Genomic DNA, 17,081 nt, shown 5'->3' with positions numbered 1-17,081 from the left:
ATCATGGAACATCAGACGTTCTGTGATGTGTTCGCAGGGACAGCCGCGCAATACCCTGACAGGACCGCCGTCTATGCGGACGGCAGGTCCGTGACCTACAGGGAAATCTTAAGGTGGTCTAATGCGGTTGCCGGCCGTCTTCTTAAAGACGGCGCCGCAAAGGAAGAAATCATTGCCGTGAACACAGGAAGGACCGCGGAAACCATTGCCGGTATCCTGGGTATTTGGAAAGCAGGCTGTGCATATGTGTATCTGGACAGGGCTTATCCAAAGGAAAGGAGTGAGAACATCATCAAGGATTGCCGGTGCCGCTTCATCCTGGACAGACGGTGGTGGGAGGGGATAGACAGGGAAATGTTCCTGCCGGATATTAACTTATCCAAGAGAAACTGCCTGGCCCTGCTTATCTATACTTCAGGTTCCACCTCAAAGCCCAAGGGTGTCATGCTGGAACACCGGAACGTGATGGCCTCCGCCTATAACTTCACTGTGTTTGACACAAGGCCCCATGAACGGTTCGGGGTATTCCCCGGATTCGGGTTCGTGGCCGCGGTAAGCGACCTATTTTCAACCTTGGCGGTTGGGGCAGCCAATTATATCATTCCGGGAACCATCCGGAAAAATATAGTTGAATTAGAAAAATTTTACAGAATGCATGGGATATGTATTACATTCCTTCCGCCCCACATGGCCAGGAAACTTCTGGCCATGGACCTGGAGGGAATCCCGCTCAGGCTGCTGCTGGTGGGCAGCGAGCCTGTGCGCAATCTGGATATTAGCAAGGCTCCGTTCCGCATCTTTAATGTGTATGGGGCTTCTGAGATGTGTTCCATGATATCCCATTATGAGATTAAGGATGCCGGAGGAAAATCCGTGTATCCGGTAGGGAGGCTGAATCATGGACTGAAAGGATACATTACGGATGAAGAAGGCAATCCGGTCCGTCCCGGTGAACCGGGGGAACTGTGGCTGGCCGGCCGTCAGGTGAGCCGTGGTTATTACGGACTGCCTGAAATGACGCGGGCCCATTACATTGGGAATCCTTTTTCGCAGGAAGCGGGCTATGAACGTGTATTCAGGACCAACGATATCCTAAGGGAACTTCCTGACGGGAATCTCCAGTATGTGTGCCGCAAGGATAACATGTTTAAAATCCGCGGGTTCCGGGTAGAGTCCGGGGCAGTGGAGACAGCCATCCTGGAAAGCGGGGATGTAAAGGAAGCCGTGGTCAAGGCGTTTATGGATGACGGCGGCTGCAATATCCTCTGCGGGTATTTTACCGCGGACCATAGGGTGGATGTAAAGGACCTGAAGAAAAAGCTGGCAGACAGGATACCGTATTACATGATACCCACCTGCCTGATACAACTTGAGGCATTTCCGCGGAACATGAATTCAAAGGTTGACAGGAAGGCCATCCTGCCGCCTGCGGAATTGAATGACCATAAGCTTCTGGAAGAATTATACTGAGAACTGCTGATGCAGGGCGGGAGGCGGATTCCGGACCGTAAGCCGTCTGTCCTACAGGAACAGACAATCCCCAACCCCCATGTAAACTGTTTCCAGTTCCCCGTCCTCTTCCATGGCCCGGCAGAAATCCTCTCCTGAGCAATGGTTGAATCCCAGCAGCCGGATGCCCATGCCTTTTATCCCTGCAATGGTATTCCCAATCCGTTCCGGGCCGGCCTTTACCAGGTGGGTGCCGCCGATGACGGCCCGGATGGGCTGGCTGAACCGTTCCCTGACCGTGTCCAGTATATTGAGGATTCCGGGATGGCTGCATCCCACAATCACGGTTAATTCCCCATTTTCTTCCAGAATAAGGCATATCTCGTCCTGGAAATAATCCTGTACCCATGCACCCTGCTGCCGCAGCACGAACCGTTTTGGGATTGTCTCAAAGGCGCGCTTCCTGCGGATGCCGCCCAAGGCCCAGCAGCCCTGTGCCAGGGGCAGCAGACCGTCACATACCATGTGGCGGATTTTGTTTTCTTCTAAAAATGCCGCGTCAAAACCCGTTCCAAGGAAGGCGGCCTTGGTCCTGCCAAGGGAATACTTTTCAGAAAAGAACCTTTTTCCTGTTGCCAGCGGGCATGACAGTCCGTTCTTTACAAATTCCGGGTATCCGCCCCCATGGTCATAGTGTCCGTGGCTGCACACCCCATAGTCAACCCGCTCCGGCCGGATGTTCAGCGCGGCTGCATTTTCATAGGTGTGTTTTCCCTGGCCAAAGTCAAAGAGTATGTTGGCGTATCCTGTTTCTATGTACAGAGAGAGCCCGTGCTCAGCTGCCAGGTCTTTCCTTTCGCCGTTCTGGTTGTCCATCAGTGTCACAATCCGTATATTCCCCATCTTTTTATCCCCCAAGGTTAATGATCCTGATATGATTATACCATGGCATCTGTGCCTGACAAGCATGGATGTCCCATCCTTCTTTTTACATATGAGGAAAGAGACTGGGATTGTAACAGAAATTCCCATAATATTTCAAGAAAAAAGTAAGGAAAACCTTGATATATTATGTTAGAATAGGTATTAAGCCACGGTGCGGCATAAAACAGGTGCCGCCCTGCATACATATAAGTTAACGTAAGAGGAGGGGACATCATGCCCGATATTAATATTCTGGTTGTAGATGATGAAAAAGAGATTGCGGATCTGATTGAAATTTATCTTGTCAGCGATGGTTATAAAGTGTTTAAGGCGGAGAACGCTGCAAGGGGACTGGAGATCCTTGCCAAGGAGGATATCCATCTGGTGCTTCTGGATATCATGATGCCCGGAATGAACGGGCTGGAGATGTGCAAGAAAATCCGGGAGAACAATAATATCCCCATCATCATGCTCAGCGCCAAGTCCACGGACCTGGATAAGATACTGGGCCTGGGAACCGGGGCGGACGACTATGTGGTGAAACCGTTTAACCCGCTGGAACTGACGGCCAGGGTCAAATCCCATCTGCGCCGCTATACCCAGCTGAATCCCAACAGCGCTTCCCAGGACAAGGCCAACAATGAGATTACCATCAAGGGGATGATCATCAATAAGGATAACCACAAGGTAATTGTGGATGATGAGGAGATTAAGCTTACCCCCATTGAATTTGACATCCTGTATCTTCTGGCTTCCAATCCGGGCAAGGTATTCAGCACGGATGAGATTTTTGAACGTGTGTGGAATGAGAAGGTTTATGAGGCCAACAACACGGTCATGGTACATATCAGACGCCTGAGGGGCAAGATGAAGGAAGACACCAGACAGAATAAAATCATCACCACGGTGTGGGGAGTAGGATACAAAATTGAAAAGTGATATGAACAGGCGCTACCATACGCGGGTCATAACCAATATCATATACAGTGCCATTATTTCCTGTCTGGTGGAGATATTCCTGGTGACCAATGTTTCCATGATTGCCAGGTACATGGAGGAGTCGGGAAGGATGAACGGCCTGATCCAGGCAGTGCTCGGCTACCATGTGGCGGTGGTGCTGGTCTATGTCATATCCGGTCTGGTGCTGTTCGCGGTTACGTTCATGATCCTTCAGGAACCGTATATCCGCTATATCAGTAAGATTTCCGATGCGGTCCAGAGCATTTCCGAAGGGAACCTGAACACTACCATTGACGTGATTGGCGATGACGAGTTTTCCAGCATGGCAGCCAACCTGAATAAGATGGTGGAGGATATCCGGGTGCTGATGGACAAGGAACGGGAATCCGAGCGCACCAAGAATGAGCTTATAACCAATGTGGCCCATGACCTGAGGACGCCCCTTACTTCCATCATCGGCTATCTGGAGCTGCTGGCAGGCAATACCAAGATACCTTTGGACATGCAGCACAAGTACATAGAGATTGCCTATGGCAAGGCAAGGCGCCTGGAAAAACTCATAGAAGACCTGTTTGGGTTCACAAAGCTTAATTACGGCAAGATTTCCATGCATGTGGCACAGGTGGATGTGGTGAAGCTGCTGGGACAGCTTCTGGAAGAGGCCTATCCGAATTTTGTGGAAAAGAACCTGTCCTACGACCTTCAGAGCAATATCCCGGCCAAGATAATCACGGCGGACGGCAACCTTCTGGCCCGGCTGTTTGATAATCTGATCGGCAATGCCATCAAGTACGGTGCGGATGGAAAGCGGGTCCTGGTGAAAATCCATGGGGATGATGATGTGGTGACGGTTTCCGTGACCAATTATGGGTATGTGATCCCGCCGGACGAGCTTCCGCTGATTTTCAATAAGTTTTACCGCGTGGAGCAGTCCCGCTCCAGCAGCACGGGAGGCACCGGCCTGGGACTGGCCATTGCAAAGGAGATTGTGGATATGCATGGAGGCACCATCCAGGTGGCCAGTGATTTAAACGGAACCGTGTTCACTGTGAAGCTGCAGGTGCATTTTGATATCAACAAAGAGAATTTCGGAACAATCAGCTGACACTAATGGAGAATACAATGAGGAAATTCCACGATGGAACGGATTGTGGAAAGGTGAGGACTTGTAATATGAGGATATTTTCCAGGAATATGAAAAGGGCGCTGAAAAGCTCCCTTTTTGGCTTACTGCTGGCTGCTGCCGTGGCGGTCCAGGCCTTTGGGGCAGAGGCCGGGATTACCGGGGCGGAGGCCGGGACCTCTGGGGCGGAGGCCGGGCAGTACGGAGATTCCGGCCAGGATATGGACGGCGCGGAGGAACTGACGGACTCCCCTGTCACGTTAGATGTGGTTTACGGGTATAAGAACATTGCCAAGAGCGGGCGTTTCCTTCCGCTGCGCGTGGAACTGGGCAACCGGACAGATCAGGTGTTTAAGGGCACGCTGTGCGTGCTGGCCATGGAGAGCGATATGCAGGGCTATTCCATGGACATGGACTATGATGTTTACCGTTACGAATATCCGGTGGAAATACCGGCATCGGGCAGTCTCACTGAGCTGCTCAGCGTGTCCCTGGGCGCCAGGGTGGACCAGATGTACATCCGCCTTTTGGATGAAGACGGAAAAGAAGTGACGCGCAAGCGCCTGAAGCTGAACCTGAATAAGGATACGGCCGAGCTTTTTATCGGCGTGCTCAGCGACAATCCCGAGAAGCTTCTGTATATGGGAGGCGCGGGCATTAATTACAGCACGCTGCGCACCAGGTCCATAGAGATGACGGCAGCGTCCCTTCCCTCCAACGAGCTGGGGCTTGACCAGTTGGACGTGCTCCTGATAACGGATTTTGATACGGGAAGCCTGTCAGGGCAGCAGGTAACTGCTGTGTGGGAATGGGTCCAGAAGGGCGGCGTCCTGCTGATAGGGACCGGCGGACGCGGGGAGGAGACACTCCGTGCCTTTGCCGGTGACATCCTGGAACAGCCGGTGCCGCAGCCGGACCAGTACTTGATTAACATGGGGGTGGAATACGCAGTAGACGGGCCGGAAGGCGCCTCCATTCCCCTGACCTGCACCGAGGTGTGGCTCAAAGGCGGAAGCGAGGTACTGGCCAGTGATGAATTGTCCGTGATTTCGTCCGTGTCAGTGGGCAAGGGGATGGTGGCTGTGTCCATGTATGATTTTGTGGACATAGAGGGATTCTGCCAGGACAACATTTCCTATATTGACCATCTCTTTACCAGCCTGCTGGGGGAGAGCCGCATTAATTCCCTGAGCAGCGGCATGGACGGAAGCACATCCAGCCTTTATTGGTCCGTCCAGTCCCTGATTAATACGGGGAATCTGAGCAAGATCCCAAAAGTCGGGCTGTATGTGACCCTGGCCATTGCCTATGTGGCCCTGGCCGGACCGGGCTTGTATTTCTTCATGAAGCACCGTGGGATGCTCCGGTATTACCAGCCTTGTGTGGCAGTCCTTTCCCTGTGCTGTACCGGAATGGTGCTTCTTATGGGAATGGCCACCAGGTTCACAGGTCCTTTCTTTACCTATGCATCCATAAAAGATACGGATACGGATAATGTGTCTGAAACCACCTTCATCAACATGAGGGCGCCTTATAACAAGTCCTATTCCGTGAGGTTGAACCCGGATTACACCCTCTACCCCCTTACAGGCAATACATACTACAGTATGTCGCCCGTACCGAAGTTCACAGGCGAGGAGGATCCCGCCATCACCATCCATTACGGTGAGGAGGATACCGGTATCAGGTCCCAAAACGTGGGGGCGTTTAACTCCAAGTTCTTCATGCTGGAACGCCATATGGAGAATGATAAGGAGGAAGGCTTTACCGGCAACATAAACTCCTTTGACGGCAAGGTGTCAGGGACCCTGACCAATCACTACGGCCAGGAGGTTGAGGATGTGGCGGTGCTCCTTTACAACCAGATGATATTCGTGGGGCACATGGACCCGGGCGAGACCGTGAAGCTGGACGGCCTTAAGACACTGTACGGGGCAACCAACTTCGGATATGCCATGGCGGAGCAGATTACGGGGGCTTCCCGGTATAAGGAAGATAAGGATATTGAGGACACTGCTTATGTGGAGGCGCTGGAGAGGACCAACCTGCTGTCCTTTTATATGGGCAACTACCTGACCGGCTATCATTCAGAAGCCAGGATCGTGGCGTTCAGCAAGGATAAGGAAGAAACGGGATTCCTCCGGTCTTCCGGTTATGAGACTTATGGCACCACCCTGCTCACGTCCTCCGTGGATGTGAATTATGAGAAGGACGGGATGATATACCAGTCAGCCATGCAGAAGCAGCCTAACGTGCTGTCTGGCGAATACTATGCGCAGAACAATACCATGTACGGCCTGACTCCTGTAATGCTGGAGTATTATCTGGGCAACAATATAGAGGTGGATAAACTGGATTTCTACCACTTAAGCGATGAGGTGGCGGAGAGCATGCGCTACTATTACACGGTTCCGTTCAGCGGCAAGATGTATTTCTATAACTATAATACGGGAAATTACGATTCCATGGACACAGGTGTTACGGAATTTGACAGGGACGTGCTGGGACCATACCTGTCACCCGGCAATACGCTGACGGTTAAATACGTGTATGATTCCTCGGGCGATTATACCTGGAATATCATGCTGCCTGTCCTGGCTGTCACAGGGAGGAGTAAATAATGCTGGAAATCAGAGGATTACACAAGATATACGGAAAATACCACGCATTAAGCGGTCTGGACATGAATGTGGCCACGGGGGCGCTTTATGGGTTTGTGGGACCTAACGGCGCGGGCAAGACAACCACCATTAAGATAATGACAGGCCTTCTTCCTGCGGAGGAGGGGAAGATTACCATAGACGGTATGGACGCCCTGTCAAACCTGAAGGCCCTGAAGGCAAGGATTGGATATGTGCCGGACTTTTTCGGTGTTTATGATAACCTGACCGTGTCAGAGTACATGGAGTTTTTCGCCTCCTGCCATCACATGGACGGGCTGGTGGCAAGGAAGCGCTACACCGCCCTTTTGGAGCAGGTGGGCCTGGAAGATAAGCTGGACTTTTATGTGGACGGCCTTTCCAGGGGGATGAAACAAAGGCTCTGCCTTGCCAGGGCATTGATCCATGACCCGTCCATACTGATACTGGATGAGCCCACCTCGGGTCTGGACCCGAGGACCAGGTTTGAGTTTAAGGAAATACTGTCTGAACTGCAGGAAAGCGGCAAGACCATTGTCATCAGTTCCCATGTGTTGTCCGAACTGTCCGAGCTGTGCACGGATATCGGGATTATCGACCAGGGCAGGATGGTGCTGGAGGGGAATATAAATGATATCCTGTCCAGGGTCAACACCTCCAATCCCCTTGTCATATCCGTGTTCAGCAATGTGGACAAGGCCCTGGCTATTTTGAAGAGCCATCCCTGCGTGCAGACCATTTCCCTGAGGGAACAGGATATCTGCGTGCGTTTTTCAGGGGATTCCCAGGATGAGGCGCTGCTGCTGCAGCAATTGATTGACAGCGATGTGCTGGTCAACGGGTTTACCAGGGAAAAGGGAAGCCTGGAATCCGTGTTCATGCAGCTGACGGAACATGAAGAAGAAAGGGTGGTGTTGTCCTATGATGCGGAATCCGGTTTTTAGCCGTGAGATTAAGGTGGGTTCAAGAAGCGTGAGGCTGCCTCTGATCATTCTTCTTTTTAACGGTATCCTGTCCCTGGTAACGCTTCTCAACATGTATTCCGCCGTGGCCCAGGTTAAGACCACGGCCGTCATACAGTACAGCAGTTTCATGAATATGTATGAGTTTGTCACCACCATTGAGTTCATCCTGCTGATGTTCATTGTGCCGGCCGTCACAGCGGCCAGTATCAGCGGGGAGAGGGAGAGGCAGACCCTGGAACTGATGCTTACCACCCAGATGACGGCTTCCCAGGTGGTGATCGGCAAGCTGATGAGCGCCCTTTGCACCCTGCTGTTGCTGATAGTGTCCAGTTTCCCGTCCGTGGCCATGGTATTTGTCTATGGAGGGATTACCTGGACAGATGCCGTATCCCTGATTCTCTGCTATATAACCGTGGCATTTTTTGCAGGCAGCCTGGGAATCTGCTTTTCAGCCCTGTTCAAGCGTTCCACTGTTTCCACGGTGGCGACTTATGGCGTGCTGGTGGCCGTGGTGGCCGGGACGTATTTTATCAATAAGTTCTCCCTGTCCCTGTCAGCCATGAACATAAACAATACAGCGGCAGCCTATGGGTTCGGGGAAAATGCGGTAAAGCCCACATCCGGCGGTTTTTTCTATCTGCTGCTCCTGAACCCGGCATCCACCTTCCTTGCCATCCTCAACGGACAGGCGGGAGGGAATACGCCATTAAGCAAGCTTAAAAGTTCATTTGGCATGACAGCCACTAATTTTGTTACGGAGAACTGGGTTATTGTAAGCATCCTGATCCAACTGGCCCTGGCAGCGCTTTTAATCTATATCGCGGTCAGGTGCGTGGAGCCTGTGAAGCGCAGGCGCAGGAGCAATAAGCATAAATAATAAGATTGATTGGATATCAGGAAAGGGGTAAAACATGGGAATTATTAAGGCGGTTGCATCGGCAGTGGGAGGAGCGCTGGCAGATCAGTGGCTGGAGGCCATCGAACCGGATGATATGGGGGACAGGATTGTCTTTGCCCGGGGCGTACAGGTGCGCAGGGGAAAGGGGTCCAACACAAAAGGCTCGTCGGATATTGTGTCCAATGGTTCAGTCATCCACGTGTATCCCAACCAGTTCATGATGCTGGTTGACGGGGGCAAGGTAGTGGACTATACGGCGGAGGAAGGTTATTATACCATCGACCACTCGGCCATGCCCTCCATGTTTAACGGCCAGTTCGGGGAAGCGTTAAAGGAATCCTTTAACCGTATCCGCTTTGGCGGGATCACACCCACGGCACAGAAGGTCTACTATGTGAACCTGCAGGAAATCAAGGGGATTAAATTCGGCACCAGGAACCCTGTGAATTATTTTGATAATTTCTATAACGCGGAACTTTTCCTGCGGGCGCATGGAACCTACTCCATCAAGGTAACCGACCCCCTAAAGTTCTATGGGGAGGTCATCCCCAAGAATGCGGACAGGGTGGATATTGATTCTATCAATGAGCAGTATCTTTCTGAATTCCTGGAAGCGTTCCAGACATCGGTAAACCAGATGTCTGCCGACGGCACGCGGATTTCCTTTGTTACCTCCAAGAGCAGGGAGCTGGGCCGGTATATGGCGGACACCCTGGATGAAGAGTGGAACAAGCTGCGCGGAATGGAAATCCAGTCCGTGGGCATTGCCAGCATTACCTATGATGAGGAATCCCAGAACCTGATTAACCTGAGGAACAAGGGCGCCATGATGGGCGACCCCGGTATCCGTGAAGGGTATGTACAGAGTACCATTGCCGAGGGATTAAAGAACGCGGGCTCCAATTCCGCAGGTTCCCTGGCAGGGTTCATGGGCATGGGCTTTGGCATGCAGACAGGAGGGGGATTCATGGGCGCTGCCTCCAATACGAATATGCAGCAGATGCAGAACCAGGGGAACTGGTCGGCGGCAGGGGCGCAGCAGGCCGGGATGAACCCAGGCCCAGGGGCGCCGGCAGGGGCGCGGCAGACAGGGATGGATCCAGGCCCAGGGGCGCCGGCAGGCACGGCGCAGTCCGGAGTGAATCCAGGTGCAGGGGCGCCGGTAGGTACGGCGCAGTCCGGGATGAATCCTGGCCCGGGGACAGCGGGATGGTACTGCCCGAACTGCGGCACACCCAACTCCGGCAAATTCTGCAGTGAGTGCGGAAACCCAAGGCCTGCGGCAGACTGGACCTGCAGCTGCGGTACGGTGAACTCAGGTAAGTTCTGCAGCGAGTGCGGCAAGCCAAGGCCTTGATGAAGGAGCGCGTTCCCGTGCCAATGCGTGTCTGAAAATCCATTTCCGCCTTCTGCACGTCCCACAAAGCGGGATGCACAGCAGACGGAAAGCAGCTTTAAGACACGCTCTGGCATTATGATACAGGAGATAACAAATGGCAGCAATAACATATAAATGCCCAAACTGCGACGGAGGCCTGATATTTGACCCATCGTCACAGAAATACCACTGTGAATTCTGCCTGTCTGATTTTACACAGGAAGAATTAGACGTACCGGAGCCAGAGGACAGCCAGGCCGTGCTGTATACCTGCCCCAGCTGCGGTGCGCAGATTGTTACGGATGAGACAACAGCTGCAACCTTCTGCTACTACTGCCATAACCCGGTGGTGCTGTCAGGAAAGCTGACAGGCAGGTTTGCCCCGGATTATGTGATTCCCTTCCAGATTGACCGGGACAAGGCAAAGGAAATATTTGCGGGGTGGATTGCAAAGAAGAAGTATGTGCCGGACGCATTTTATTCCGGCAGGCAGATAGAGACCATGACCGGTGTGTATTTCCCCTACTGGCTTTACGGATGCCGGGTGGACGGGATGCTGGACGCCCAGGGGAAAAAACTCAGGACATGGACCACAGGCAATATGCGCTACACGGAAACACAGGTGTATGATGTCAGGCGCCAGGGAACCATGGAGGTGGACCATGTGGCCAGAAACGGCCTAAGAAAGGCAAACCGCCAGCTGGTGGACGGCGTCCTGCCTTTCCGGATGGATGAGAAGAAGAAATTCTCCATGGGGTTCCTGTCAGGTTTCCTGGCAGAGAACCGTGACATGGAAAAGGAGCAGTTTGTGGTGGATGTGCAGACCGAGGTCAGGGAGTTTGCCCTTCAAAGCCTCCAGTCCCAGGCCGGGAACTATGATTCCATGAATATCAGGCAAAGGGAAGCAAAGCTTATGGGAGAGGTGTGGAGTTACGCCCTTCTCCCGGTGTGGACCCTGACCTACAATGACAAAGCCAGGGGGAAAATATATTATTTTGCCCTGAACGGCCAGACAGGGAAGATATGCGGCCAGCTGCCGGTGGATCCTAAGAAGCTGGCGTTGCTGTTCCTTTCCATCTTCCTGCCGCTTTGCATATTGTTTCTGATAGGAGGATATCTGCTGTGATGATGGGGTATGATATGGGAAAATGCTTTCACAACAGGAAACATCCGGTTATTGCCCCATGGATCCGCATGGTGGCCCTGACCGCTGCATGGGTGGTTCTCTGGGTAAATCTGGGGATGGTTACCAGCATGGGCGCCCAGGCTGGGGCCGGCAATCTGGTTGAAGCCCGGGCCGGTTCCCAAGCAGATGCATGGGCCGGCACCCAGGCCGATACGGGCCAGAGGCTGTTTGATGAGGCCGGGCTTTTATCCGGGGAGGAGCAGGAACGGCTGGAGGAGGCCCTTAGCGGCTGCAGGACGAAGACCGGAATGGATGTGTCGGCAGTGACTGCCTATAATGACGGCGTCCGTTCTGCCATGGAATATGCGGACGACTATTATGATTACAATGATTTCGGCACGGGCCGGGATAAGAGCGGCGCGCTGGTGCTCATCTATATGGATGCGCCGGGACGGCGGGGCGGCGAATGCTGGATATCCACTTCAGGCAACATGATACGTATCCTTACGGACAAGCGCATTGACCTGATACTGGATGACATGTACGATTATCTGGGAAGCCAGGATTATTATGGAGCCATCCTTGCATTTGCCAGGGACATTGAGTACTATGTGGACAAAGGAATCCAGGCCGGACAGTATAATTATGATACGGAGACAGGGGAAATCAGCATATACAGAAGCATACGCTGGTATGAGGCTGCATTTGCCGTCATCGCGCCGGCCATGATAGCGGGAAGCGTGTGCCTGGGAATCAAGGGCCGGTATTCCATGAAGCAGTCTGACCGGGAACGGGCCAACAGCCTTCTGGCCTACAGGGCAGATGCAAAGTACCGGTTTGGGGATGTCAATGACATACTGCTGAACAAATTCGTGACCTCGGCGCCAATCCCAAGGGCGGACAGAGGCGGCTCAGGCGGATCTGGTTCCCCGGGCCGCAGCTCCACCCACCGTTCCAGCAGCGGGCGAAGCCATGGGGGCGGAGGAAGAAGATTCTGAATACAAATCATGTTTTGTGCACACTTTAAAGGTATGTGCGATATAATAGGGTATAGATATGATTCAGGCTTATCTACCCAATCTGATGCTGCCTGGCATAAATAAGCTGATATCCTGTATCGTGTATCATCTTATTTACGCCAGGGTGTGTTTGAAAGCGGCTTTCCGTCAGAGGTGCGTCCTGCAAAGTGGGGCGTGCAGACGGCGGGAATGAATGTCCGGACACACCCTGGGAAGCACTATTGTACCGCGCATCCAGCTGGTGCTTTATAATAGATCACAGGGCAACCTGGGCGGTGATGACGCACTGTAAGCGTTGTTGCCGTTTACATAACCAGCTATCTTGGAATGCAGAGGAATTTGGCAAGATGAACTATACCTATATACTTACCTGTGCGGACGGTACGCTGTACTGCGGCTGGACCAATGATCTGGACAAGCGTCTGAAGGCCCATAACGCGGGCCGCGGAGCCAAGTACACCAAGCCCAGACGGCCGGTGGCGCTGTCTTATTATGAGGCATTTGAGACAAAAGGCGAAGCCATGAAACGGGAATATGCAATCAAGCATTTGACCAGGAGACAGAAAGAGATGTTGATTCAAGGGAACCGGGCTTGTGCAGGCTTGCGTGCGGACTGATGCGGGAAAATGAAGATAAAGGTAGGGTTAAAGCAAGATAAGATGAAAGAAAGACAGAATCTAAGAATGCCTGCAGCCATAAGAATGGATGAGCTTTTTGCAGGCAAGGATACAGGCACCGGATGCCCGGCGTCCTGCGGCAGGTGGTGCCGCGGGACGCCGGTTTTTTTGTGTGAAAGATAAATTCTCCGGCCCGGGAACCTCTTATGCCTGGGAACCCTTATGCCAAGGAACCCTTATGCCCGGGATTGTTTATCTAAAACACGCGGGCGGTAATACAAGGCCTGGATGTTTGGAATCCGGTCCATGGGGCCGGTCACGCCACGAAACGGTACATCATCACATAATGGCAGATACTTCCGCCCATGACAAACAGATGGAAAATCTCATGGGAGCCGAAGTTCTTGTGGCGGGAATTAAAGAACGGAAGCTTCAGGGCGTAGATGATGCCTCCCACCGTGTATATGACACCGCCGGCCAGCAGCCACAGGAAGCCGGCTTTTGGCATGGAATTCAGTATTTTGGTGATGGCCAGGACGCATACCCAGCCCATGGCAATATAAATCAGGGAAGAGAACCATTTAGGGCAGGTAATCCACAGGGCATTGATAAGGATACCCACAATGGCAATACCCCAGACAAGGGTCAGAAGGGACCAGCCTGTTTTGTCTCCCAGGACAATCATGCACACCGGGGTATAGGTTCCTGCAATCAGGATGAAGATCATCATGTGGTCAATCTTGCGCAGCATCTGGTTGATTTGGGGTGAAATGTCAAGGGTGTGGTAAATGGTGCTGGCTGCGTACAGGCCAATCATACTTAGTATGAAGATGGCAAGCGCACTCACATGCAGGTGCCCGGAATCACGCACCGCCTTCATCAGAAGGGGCATGGCTGCTATCATGGCCAATATCATGGCGATAAAATGCGTAAGGGCACTGCCCGGGTCTTTTACCTTGGTAAGATTACGTTTTAGTTTTGCTGTCATATATACCAGCCTCCTCATAATTAAAACAGATAGATTTTAATGGTAACTTTGTTATGTAGTTTTGATTACTACATCTGTTTGTATTATATACTATACACTCTGTGAATAAATTATGCAATACTTTTTAATAAATTCTTCAAAATCAAAGGCTTTTATCTGGAAAACTATGCTATAATCATGCTGAGTCTGAAGGATTGAAACATCAGGAGAGGTAAATGTCATGGTTCCCATTCTATATGAAGACAAAGATATAATCGTGGTACACAAGCCGGCAGGGCTGGAATCCCAGTCATCACGCGGTTTTGCGCCGGACATGGTCAGTGAAATCAGTTGTTATCTACACAATCCACAGGATATCCACAAGCCGGCAGCAGGTATTTCAAGGGTCCAGCCTCCATATGTGGGAGTTATCCACAGGTTGGATAAGCCGGTGCAGGGAGTCATGGTTTATGCCAAAAACCAGAAGTCGGCAGCAGCCTTAAGCGCTGCGCTCCAGGCCGGAAAAATGGAAAAATCTTATATGGCGGTGATATGTGGACAACTTGTGGATAAACAAGGTTCATATGTGGATTATCTTCGGCAGGACAGGAAAAACAACACATCGGAAATTGTGGATAAGTCTGTAAAAGATGCAAAAAAAGCAGTCCTTAAATACAGGGAAATGGAAGTTATCCACAGCCCTGAGGACAAGGAACAAATGGTTTCTTTAATAGATATTGAGCTGCTTACAGGAAGGCACCACCAGATAAGGGTGCAGTTTGCCGGGCATGGCACCCCCCTCTATGGAGATGGACGGTATGGAGGGGACATATCCACAATTGTTGACATAAAAAAGAAACCAGCGGCCCGCGGCCCGCTGGCCCTGTGTGCTTACCATCTGGCATTTCCCCATCCGGTGACAGGGAAACGGCTTGTATTTGAAATCAGGCCTTCCGGCGGCGCGTTTAACTGGTTTTCGGTGAATGGCTGCCCACGGACCGGATCCCGCCAAGGAAACTGACCCGCACAGAGAAAACGTGGTCCTTATATTCATATTCCAGCTGCCCTCCGTATTTGCCGGCTGATATGGCGGCGCTGCTCAGGCCGATGCCGTGCAGGGCGCTGTCCCGTTTCCTGGAAACCAGCCTGCCGCCTTTTTGGCAGGGAGCCTGGGCGGCTGGGTTCGAAATGTCAATGAAAACCATTTCCTTCATCTTCCTGATTTTCACATGTATCCATGCCGGCCCGTCCTTTACATCGGAGGCGGCTTCATATGCATTATCAAGAAGGTTGGCAAACAGGCTGCAGATGTCCTGGTCTTCCATGGGATGGAGGTCCATGGCATCTGCCTGTACGGTAAACGGGATGCCGGCCCGTGCACACCGGCTCCGGGTGTGGTTCAGCAGCACATCCAGGGTGGGGGTTCCTGTCCAGATGGAAGGTGAAAGACCTTCCAGGGGGGCGCTCAGCTGGCCGATATAGGCCTGGGCGCCTGCTGCATTACCCTCTGCCAGCATGCCGTCCAGGACCAGGAGATGGTTCTTCATGTTGTGGGAAAGGGTTTCCTGTTCTTTCTGCATCTGCTTTACCATCTCATACTCCTGGCGTACCAGCTGGTCTTTGAATTCCAGGATACCCCGAAGCTCCCTTTCCTTTACATAGTTGGCATAGATAAGCATAAGCAGGCAGAGGCACAGCAGGATGACCAGGCACAGGCCCCAGCTGAATAAGGTAAGTACGGAGATTTCCTGAAGGGTGAACAGGGATAGGAAGCCCACGCCCAGGATGCCGAACAGGGAAACGGTAAATATCATTTTCGGATTGTAAAACGTGGTCCCCCGAAAGGCCCTTCCTGCCAGGAAACAGAAGCTGAACAGCATTGCCTTGTCAGCAGCAATATAAGCACACCTCCACAGGGACAGCTGGTTCAATATGAACCCCGCAAACTGCCGGTTTCCCGCTATGACGCCCATGACGGACATACAGAAAAAGTTGATGACATAAAGGCAGAGAAAGTAAAAGCTGACCAGTGAGACCGCGTAAAACAGGTCCACCTGGAACAGGACCACGGTGGTCATACAGATAAAGAAAACAAACCACAGGGTGGATATCAGGGGGTCGATCCCATATGCATTCATGGCTTTGACGGAGCAGACCAGGGTCATGGACAGCAGAAAGAAGGGCAGCCGCCCCCTGACCCTGTCCGGTAGGAAAATCCCTATAAAATGGTAACACAGCCATGCCTCAATAAAGTCAGAGCAGACTTCCAGCGCCTCATACCAGTTGTTCATAATCTGGCCCTCCAGTAAGATGTGATGGATTCCCGCACTTCCCTAAGATGTCTGCGGCTGACCGGAACCGTGGTCCCGTTATCCAGGAACAGTTCATGATCCTCCATCTTATCCACATGGAACAGGTTGACGATGTATCCCCGCTCCACCATCAGGAAACCGCTGTCGCGCTCCTGGCCGCACAGCTCTGACAACACCTGCTCCAGGGGCCTGCGCACGGGCAATTCTTCATTTTCAAGTACAAAGACAGCGTACTTCTGGTCCTTATAGATATAGAGGATATCATCCACTGCAATCTTGCGTACCCTGCGGGAGGATTCGATGACATAGGTTCCATTGGAATTCCGTTCCAGAAGCCGGCAGGCATCCTTAAGGGCCAGGGGCAGGCAGGCTGCCAGCTCCGGCTTGGGGATGTACCGGAATACGGAAAGCTCAAACGCCTTGACCGCATATTTTGTATGGGATGTAATAAAGACGATTAAGGCCAGGGGCAGGGAACGCCGGATGGCTCCGGCCAGGCTCATGCCGTCTGTACCGGGCATTTCTATGTCCAGGAACAGCAGGTCAAAATGGGCGCCGTCCTCCACATCGTAGAGCAGCTGGCCGCTGTCCATATAGGTGGAAATGTGCAGGGCAGAGGAGATTTCCTTTGCCTGCACTGAAAGAATGGTGTAAATCTGCTCCACAAAACATTGTTCATCATCACAAACCGCAATTCGTATCAT

Annotated in this window: 15 protein-coding genes; 11 read left to right on the top strand and 4 right to left on the bottom strand. The window is 52.2% G+C overall.

The features are described 5' to 3' along the window. Positions 1-3: 3 nt before the first annotated feature. Positions 4-1,470 carry an amino acid adenylation domain-containing protein gene (locus tag DWX59_RS21450; RefSeq protein ID WP_227116012.1) on the top strand — a complete coding sequence of 489 codons (1,467 nt, stop codon included), beginning with the start codon at positions 4-6 and terminating at the stop codon, positions 1,468-1,470. Positions 1,471-1,521: 51 nt separating this feature from the next. On the opposite strand, the gene DWX59_RS21445 is transcribed toward DWX59_RS21450, so the two are convergent. Then, the gene (locus DWX59_RS21445) at positions 1,522-2,352 is read right to left on the bottom strand and encodes an MBL fold metallo-hydrolase (RefSeq protein WP_117561379.1); all 831 of its coding nucleotides are present in this window, start codon (positions 2,350-2,352) and stop codon (positions 1,522-1,524) included. A gap of 255 nt (positions 2,353-2,607) precedes the next feature. On the opposite strand from DWX59_RS21445, the gene DWX59_RS21440 reads away from it, so the two are divergent. The 9 genes from DWX59_RS21440 to DWX59_RS21400 all read left to right on the top strand — a co-directional run bounded on the left by DWX59_RS21440 (position 2,608) and on the right by DWX59_RS21400 (position 13,098). Further along, a complete protein-coding gene (locus tag DWX59_RS21440) occupies positions 2,608-3,312 on the top strand; it encodes a response regulator transcription factor (RefSeq protein WP_008724114.1) in 705 nt (234 codons plus the stop codon). Next, the gene (locus DWX59_RS21435; protein WP_117561184.1) at positions 3,302-4,438 is read left to right on the top strand and encodes a sensor histidine kinase; all 1,137 of its coding nucleotides are present in this window, start codon (positions 3,302-3,304) and stop codon (positions 4,436-4,438) included. The genes DWX59_RS21440 and DWX59_RS21435 overlap by 11 nt, the downstream gene beginning before the upstream one ends. Before the next feature lie 68 nt (positions 4,439-4,506). Further along, a complete protein-coding gene (locus tag DWX59_RS21430; RefSeq protein WP_117561181.1) occupies positions 4,507-7,077 on the top strand; it encodes a hypothetical protein in 2,571 nt (856 codons plus the stop codon). Then, the gene (locus tag DWX59_RS21425) at positions 7,077-8,039 is read left to right on the top strand and encodes an ABC transporter ATP-binding protein (RefSeq protein WP_117561180.1); all 963 of its coding nucleotides are present in this window, start codon (positions 7,077-7,079) and stop codon (positions 8,037-8,039) included. Before DWX59_RS21430 ends, DWX59_RS21425 begins: the two co-directional genes overlap by 1 nt. After that, a complete protein-coding gene (locus DWX59_RS21420) occupies positions 8,017-8,937 on the top strand; it encodes an ABC transporter permease (RefSeq protein ID WP_117561179.1) in 921 nt (306 codons plus the stop codon). Before DWX59_RS21425 ends, DWX59_RS21420 begins: the two co-directional genes overlap by 23 nt. A gap of 34 nt (positions 8,938-8,971) precedes the next feature. After that, a complete protein-coding gene (locus DWX59_RS21415) occupies positions 8,972-10,315 on the top strand; it encodes an SPFH domain-containing protein (RefSeq protein WP_117561178.1) in 1,344 nt (447 codons plus the stop codon). Positions 10,316-10,451: 136 nt separating this feature from the next. Then, positions 10,452-11,462 (top strand): TFIIB-type zinc ribbon-containing protein, encoded by a 1,011-nt coding sequence (locus tag DWX59_RS21410; RefSeq protein WP_117561177.1) that lies wholly within the window; start codon positions 10,452-10,454, stop codon positions 11,460-11,462. After that, positions 11,462-12,460 carry a TPM domain-containing protein gene (locus tag DWX59_RS21405; RefSeq protein WP_235845131.1) on the top strand — a complete coding sequence of 333 codons (999 nt, stop codon included), beginning with the start codon at positions 11,462-11,464 and terminating at the stop codon, positions 12,458-12,460. Before DWX59_RS21410 ends, DWX59_RS21405 begins: the two co-directional genes overlap by 1 nt. Before the next feature lie 368 nt (positions 12,461-12,828). Beyond that, on the top strand, positions 12,829-13,098 hold the full coding sequence (locus tag DWX59_RS21400; protein ID WP_117561176.1) for a GIY-YIG nuclease family protein: 270 nt from the start codon (positions 12,829-12,831) through the stop codon (positions 13,096-13,098). A 316-nt stretch (positions 13,099-13,414) separates the two neighbouring features. Here the strand turns inward: DWX59_RS21400 and trhA are convergent, their stop codons facing one another. Next, positions 13,415-14,086 carry a PAQR family membrane homeostasis protein TrhA gene (trhA, locus tag DWX59_RS21395; protein ID WP_117561175.1) on the bottom strand — a complete coding sequence of 224 codons (672 nt, stop codon included), beginning with the start codon at positions 14,084-14,086 and terminating at the stop codon, positions 13,415-13,417. A 220-nt stretch (positions 14,087-14,306) separates the two neighbouring features. Here trhA and DWX59_RS21390 point away from each other — a divergent pair, with 220 nt between their 5' ends. After that, positions 14,307-15,086, top strand: coding sequence for an RluA family pseudouridine synthase (locus DWX59_RS21390; protein WP_117561174.1), 780 nt, complete (start codon positions 14,307-14,309; stop codon positions 15,084-15,086). On the opposite strand, the gene DWX59_RS21385 is transcribed toward DWX59_RS21390, so the two are convergent. Continuing rightward, complete coding sequence (locus DWX59_RS21385; protein ID WP_117561173.1) at positions 15,031-16,356, bottom strand: sensor histidine kinase; 1,326 nt, start codon at positions 16,354-16,356, stop codon at positions 15,031-15,033. The two genes, DWX59_RS21390 and DWX59_RS21385, sit on opposite strands and share 56 nt — an antisense overlap. After that, a complete protein-coding gene (locus tag DWX59_RS21380; protein WP_117561172.1) occupies positions 16,353-17,081 on the bottom strand; it encodes a LytR/AlgR family response regulator transcription factor in 729 nt (242 codons plus the stop codon). Before DWX59_RS21380 ends, DWX59_RS21385 begins: the two co-directional genes overlap by 4 nt.

Source organism: Enterocloster aldenensis, from assembly GCF_003434055.1.
GTDB classification, from domain to species: domain Bacteria; phylum Bacillota; class Clostridia; order Lachnospirales; family Lachnospiraceae; genus Enterocloster; species Enterocloster aldenensis.
Note: the sequence above shows the minus strand (reverse complement) of the source record. Positions and strands in the feature narration are given on the sequence as shown.

Excerpts from the sequence above, each read along its gene's own strand:
- DWX59_RS21405 (WP_235845131.1), top strand. The coding sequence starts at position 11,462 with ATGATGGGGTATGATATGGGAAAATGCTTTCACAACAGGAAACATCCG.
- DWX59_RS21385 (WP_117561173.1), bottom strand. The coding sequence starts at position 16,356 with ATGAACAACTGGTATGAGGCGCTGGAAGTCTGCTCTGACTTTATTGAG.
- DWX59_RS21380 (WP_117561172.1), bottom strand. The coding sequence starts at position 17,081 with ATGATACGAATTGCGGTTTGTGATGATGAACAATGTTTTGTGGAGCAG.
- DWX59_RS21410 (WP_117561177.1), top strand. The coding sequence starts at position 10,452 with ATGGCAGCAATAACATATAAATGCCCAAACTGCGACGGAGGCCTGATA.
- DWX59_RS21450 (WP_227116012.1), top strand. The coding sequence starts at position 4 with ATGGAACATCAGACGTTCTGTGATGTGTTCGCAGGGACAGCCGCGCAA.
- trhA (WP_117561175.1), bottom strand. The coding sequence starts at position 14,086 with ATGACAGCAAAACTAAAACGTAATCTTACCAAGGTAAAAGACCCGGGC.
- DWX59_RS21420 (WP_117561179.1), top strand. The coding sequence starts at position 8,017 with ATGATGCGGAATCCGGTTTTTAGCCGTGAGATTAAGGTGGGTTCAAGA.
- DWX59_RS21400 (WP_117561176.1), top strand. The coding sequence starts at position 12,829 with ATGAACTATACCTATATACTTACCTGTGCGGACGGTACGCTGTACTGC.
- DWX59_RS21425 (WP_117561180.1), top strand. The coding sequence starts at position 7,077 with ATGCTGGAAATCAGAGGATTACACAAGATATACGGAAAATACCACGCA.
- DWX59_RS21430 (WP_117561181.1), top strand. The coding sequence starts at position 4,507 with ATGAGGATATTTTCCAGGAATATGAAAAGGGCGCTGAAAAGCTCCCTT.
- DWX59_RS21390 (WP_117561174.1), top strand. The coding sequence starts at position 14,307 with ATGGTTCCCATTCTATATGAAGACAAAGATATAATCGTGGTACACAAG.
- DWX59_RS21445 (WP_117561379.1), bottom strand. The coding sequence starts at position 2,352 with ATGGGGAATATACGGATTGTGACACTGATGGACAACCAGAACGGCGAA.
- DWX59_RS21415 (WP_117561178.1), top strand. The coding sequence starts at position 8,972 with ATGGGAATTATTAAGGCGGTTGCATCGGCAGTGGGAGGAGCGCTGGCA.
- DWX59_RS21440 (WP_008724114.1), top strand. The coding sequence starts at position 2,608 with ATGCCCGATATTAATATTCTGGTTGTAGATGATGAAAAAGAGATTGCG.